The sequence below is a fragment of the Stenotrophomonas sp. 2YAF22 genome (assembly GCF_052114665.1).
Classification (GTDB): Bacteria; Pseudomonadota; Gammaproteobacteria; order Xanthomonadales; family Xanthomonadaceae; genus Stenotrophomonas; species Stenotrophomonas indicatrix.
On sequence record NZ_JBFRFE010000685.1, the window covers coordinates 1 to 2147 of the forward strand.

Consider the following 2147-nt stretch of genomic DNA (forward strand, 5'->3'; position numbering starts at 1 on the left):
CGTTCGCGCAGCGGCATGGCCTGCACGAAGCCAACATCTGGCCACTGGAAGCGCCGCTGCGCCATGCGCAGATGGAAGCCCTTCTGCGCCGCGCCAGCCTCAAGCGCCTGGATGCCGAACACCAGGCGGGTGCCGTGCAGGACCAAGGCCCGACCGGCAACGGTCCGGCGGTCTGTGCACTGCGCACGATGATCGAACAGGTCGCCGCGTTCGACACCACCGTGCTGGTGCTGGGCGAATCGGGCACGGGCAAGGAAGTGGTCTCGCGCAGCATCCACCAGCGCTCGCCGCGCCGCGACGGTCCGTTCGTGGCGATCAACTGCGGCGCGATTCCGGCCGAACTGCTGGAAAGCGAGCTGTTCGGCCACGAGAAAGGTGCCTTCACCGGCGCGCTGACCGCACGCAAGGGCCGTTTCGAAATGGCCGAGGGCGGCACCCTGCTGCTCGATGAGATCGGCGACATGAGCCTGCCGATGCAGGTCAAGCTGCTGCGCGTGCTGCAGGAGCGCAGCTTCGAGCGCGTCGGCGGCAACCAGACCATCCGCTGCAACGTGCGGGTGATCGCCGCAACCCATCGCGACCTGGAAAGCCGCATTGCCGATGGCAAGTTCCGCGAGGACCTGTTCTATCGCCTCAACGTGTTCCCGATCGATGTGCCGGCCCTGCGCGAACGTCGCGAAGACCTGCCGGCGCTGGTGGAAACCATCGCAACCCAGCTGGCGCGCACCGGCCGCGGCGAAGTGCGCTTCACCCCGGAAGCGCTGCAGGCGCTGGCTGGCTACGAGTGGCCGGGCAACGTGCGCGAACTGACCAACCTGGTCGAGCGCCTGGCCGTGCTGCACCCGGGTGGCTCGGTGCGCGTGCAGGACCTGCCGGCACGCTACCGCGGCGACGCCGCGCTGGCCGTACCCGCTGTGGTCACGGCCGCTCCGGTGGTCGCCAGCGAAGAACGCCTGGACCTGCGCAGCTTCTCGTTCCACACCCCGGGCAGCGGCAACCAGCCGGCGCTGGAACACGGCATCGCCGTCAATCGCCCAGCGGCACCGGCGGCGCTGCCCGACGAAGGCATGGATCTGCGCAACCACATGGCCAACATCGAACTGGGCCTGATCAACGAAGCACTGGAACGCACCCAGGGCGTGGTCGCCCACGCCGCCCAGCTGCTCGGCCTGCGCCGCACCACCCTGGTGGAAAAGCTGCGCAAGTACGGCATCGAACGCGAAGCGGCCGAACTGGCCAGCTGACACGCGTTGCCAGCATGAAGGGGGCACGAACGCCTGGGCTTGCCCGGGCGTTGGTGTTTGTGGGGGTCCGCCTGATGCGCGGGCGGGTCCGACGGTTCCATGGCAGCGGCCGGATTGCTCAGTAGATCCACGCCATGCGTGGATGACGGGCGACGGTACCGAGAATATTTCGCTGCATTTGCACGTTTTCCTACAGACAACGCAACCGCACCGCGGAGCATGACAAGGACAGCCCAACGAGGTTCCGCCATGCATCGCCTGACTCTGCTTGCCGCCCTGCTCTGCCCGGCCCTGGCCACAGCCGCCGACTGCGCCCTGCCCACGACACTGGACCAACAGCAGTTCACCAATCTCAGCGATCCGCTGTATCAGCCGGACAACCCCAATGCCGGACGCATGGTGCAGGTCAGCTTCGGCAGCAATCAGTACGTGCTGCACATCCTCGGCACCGACCTCCGCATCGGCGGCAGCTACCGTTACCAGCAACTGGCTCCGCACATTGCGGAAATCCAGATGACAGAAGCCCACCCCGCCGGCCCCGCCCGCTACACCCTGCTGCTGACCTGCCTGACAAACCACCAGGGCCGCTTCATCTACACCCAGCACGACGGCCCCATCGCCCCACGCCAGCGCCAGAATTCCGGCCGCTGGACCCTGCAGCCATAGGCCAAAAAACCGACGCCGGTGAAATGACGCGTCACACGCCTCGAGAGCAGCATTCATGCATGGCGTGGATCAAGCGTGTCGACCAAGGTCGACACCTACCAAGAGCAGCGTGCCGACCAACGGTCAGCCCCACCAACAGCAGCGGGAARCTGTCGAAGGCGGGGTGGGTCCGGTTGCGGGGGTGTCCGCGGCATGGATGCCGCGGCCAAGCCCCCATGGAMGGGTTTACGGCGTCCC

General features: G+C 67.1%; 2 protein-coding genes. Both read left to right on the forward strand.

From position 1 onward, the window contains the following. Positions 1 to 1244, forward strand: a 1244-nt coding sequence (locus tag AB4Y84_RS19920; RefSeq protein WP_442250754.1) for a sigma-54 interaction domain-containing protein, incomplete at its 5' end; no start/stop codon positions are given. A 249-nt stretch (positions 1245 to 1493) separates the two neighbouring features. Then, positions 1494 to 1910: a hypothetical protein gene (locus AB4Y84_RS19925; RefSeq protein WP_442243505.1), complete on the forward strand. Its 417-nt coding sequence runs from the start codon at positions 1494 to 1496 to the stop codon at positions 1908 to 1910. Positions 1911 to 2147: the final 237 nt, after the last annotated feature.